The 2,988-nt window shown below is 49.8% G+C and carries 1 protein-coding gene; it reads left to right on the top strand.

What is annotated here, in order from left to right:
- The coding region (locus DFP83_RS13165; protein WP_181416421.1) for an RHS repeat domain-containing protein at positions 1-2,988 on the top strand (2,988 nt) is incomplete at both ends.

Below are 2,988 nucleotides of genomic sequence, written 5' to 3'. Positions count from 1 at the left end.
CGGCCAATGGATTTATGACTTGGGCGATTTTACCAAAGCAACGTATCAAAACACTGATCTAAATACAGGGTGTGAGGTCAGCGACATCGATGACCGGTTATCTCGTGTCGGTACAATGATCCATCCCAATGGTGTTAAAGGGACGTTCACGGTTGCCACGACTCTTCAAGGGCGAACCCATGTGCCGTTTTACACCGACGGGGGAAATATCATCTATTCACGTTGTAATACGGTATTTTCGTTGCAGAAAAAGGTGTTAACGGGGCCGGGAATAAGCTCTCTGGTCTGGCAGTACGCGTATTCACAAAATAAAGGGGCGTATGTCTCGGGGCACGGCGATATGTCGTCGGCCGAGGGAATAACAGGAAACCTGCCTGATAATATCACCGGCTCGGCGACAGATTACAAAACCACCAAAGTCATCGCGCCAGACGGCTCCGTATCTGTGCACTACATAAATCGTGACTATAGCAGTTATTTTGAAGGGCAAGAGTTTGCGACGCAATACTACGATACCGATGGAACGACGTTGCAAAAGAGCCTGCTGAACAGTTATACCGTGGGAACAGGAGTTGGCTTTGCCGAGCTTGAGCGGGAAAATGTCAAGCCCATCCGTTATCGTGCGGCTCTAGCAACACAAGTGGTTGCTATGTCGACGCCAAGTGGTCAGGAGAGTCGTTATACAACTGCCTACGGTGATTATGATGTCTACGGTAATGCCCGTAAAATCACGCAGAGTAATAGCTTTTCCGCACAGACGCGTTATCACAAAAAGACATTTTACAACGATACCACGAACTGGCTTATCGGCTTGCCCGCAAGTCATGCGGTGTCATCGAACGACAGTGACTACACCACGACGCAGGCGACCACCTACTACGGTGCAACGAGCAGCTATCCCTCGCAGGTAAATTATCATTATCGCTTTGGCCGGTGGATAACCCGGTATGATAGCTACTACACCAGTGGGACGCAGTCAGGGCTACCGAATAAGGTGCAGTTAAACGGTGCCAACCGTTGGGTGCGCTATGCCAATTACTATCGCGGTATCGCCCGCGCCGTATCGACACCACAGAGCGAATCAACGACGACGCAAACAACCACTAAGCAAGTTGACAGCAATGGTTGGGTTACACAGCAGACAGATTTTGAAGGGCATTGCGTAAACTTTGCTCACGACAGTCTGGGTCGCGTGGTGCGCATCGACCCGTGTAACAGTGCTTGGGCGGACACCCTGATTGACTACACCACAACGGGCGGTAGTGAAGGCTATCCAAATGTTACCGCAGGCATGTTGAAACAGACGGTCACTCATGGAGCACAACAAAAGCAGACCTATTACGATGGATTGCATCGTGCGATTTTTGTGGTGAATGAAGATGTGACGAATAGCGCGACAGCCCGTTTTCAGCGGATGCAATACGATGGGTACAACCGTCTGATATTTAATAGCCATCCATCTACCTCGGCGAGTACACCTTATGGTACCAAGACATACTACGACGGTATCGGTCGGATTATCCACGTCAATGATACGGCCGTGAGCGGTGCGACCAGCTATCAGTATTTAACCCAGAATCGCACCCGAGTGACGGATAATAAGGGTAACGTCACAACCACGCGCTACTTATCTTACGGCTCACCGAGCCAATCTCAAGCAACGACAATTCAATCGCCAGAAGGGGTCACTACAGAGCTGACCTATAATGTGTTCGACCAACTCACACGAGTGAGCCAAGGCGGCTTAACCGAGTATCGGGTCTACGATGGCTATCAGCAGCTGTGCAAAACGGTGCGTGCAGATGTGGGCAATACGGCATACCACTATGGCGCAGCGGGGCAATTATTGTGGCAAGCACGGGGCGACTCTGTCAGCAATAACACAAGCAGTTGCGATGGCTCGGTGAGTACCGTTGATAAAGTTGATATGAGTTACGGTAACCGTGGGCAACTACTGCGAGTAGATTATGGCGACGGCACCCCGAGTAAAACATATCACTATGATAAAAACGGCCTTATCACTGAGCTCACCTTCGGTACGGTGACACAATCATATACCTACAACGATTTAGGGTTAGTGACGCAAGAAACGTTGGCGGTAGATGGGCATTCTTTTACCTTGAGTCATCATTACAACAACTTGGGGTACTTAAGCAGCGAGACCTACCCCAGTGGGGCCACCCTAAACTATGCACCGAATGCTTTAGGGCAACCGACACGGGTCGGAAGTTATGCCACACAGGCGAGCTATTTTGCCAACGGTATGATAAAACGGCATAACTACGGCAACGGCTTTGTACATGTGGCGACACAAAATGCTCGGGGCTTACCAGCCACGTGGTACGACCTTCGAAACGGGCAGTATGCGCTGAATTATGGCTTACATTACGACGCTAATAACAACGTCACATTCTGGGACGACAAACTAAGCAACGCGTATGATATGCAGGCCAGCTACGATGGTTTAGACCGTTTAGCCACCATCACGGACAGCTATTTAGGCAGTGGCAGTCTGAGTTACGATGCCATGGGCAATATTACGCGCTATCAATTAGGCACTCAGGTGCTGAATTATAGCTACGGTAGCACCAAGCGTTTAAATAGCGTCTCTGGCGCGAGCAGCTACGTTTTTGGTTACGATGACCTAGGCAATGTGGTGGATAATGGGCAGATGAGCTTTAGCTATAATGCGGCGCAGCAGATGCTCAGTGCCGGCAGCGCACAATATGACTACGACGGCAACGATAAACGCGTTAAAGTCAACGATAGCGAAGGCGTGAGCTATAGCTTCTACTCTCAATCGGGACGCTTGGTCTATCGGCTGCAAGGAAGTACGGACATTGACTATTATTACCTTGGTGACAAACTGATTGCGAAACGTAGTGGGAGCACCGTACGTTATTTTCATAGTGACTATTTAGGCAGTACGGCAGCGACGTCTAACGCCAGCGGCACGATATTATCGCGTCAACATTATCAACCTTTTGG

The sequence above is a fragment of the Idiomarina fontislapidosi genome (assembly GCF_003226255.1).
Classification (GTDB): Bacteria; Pseudomonadota; Gammaproteobacteria; order Enterobacterales; family Alteromonadaceae; genus Idiomarina; species Idiomarina fontislapidosi.
The sequence above is the reverse complement of the archived record's forward strand: the minus strand, read 5'-3'. Positions and strand labels throughout refer to the sequence as shown.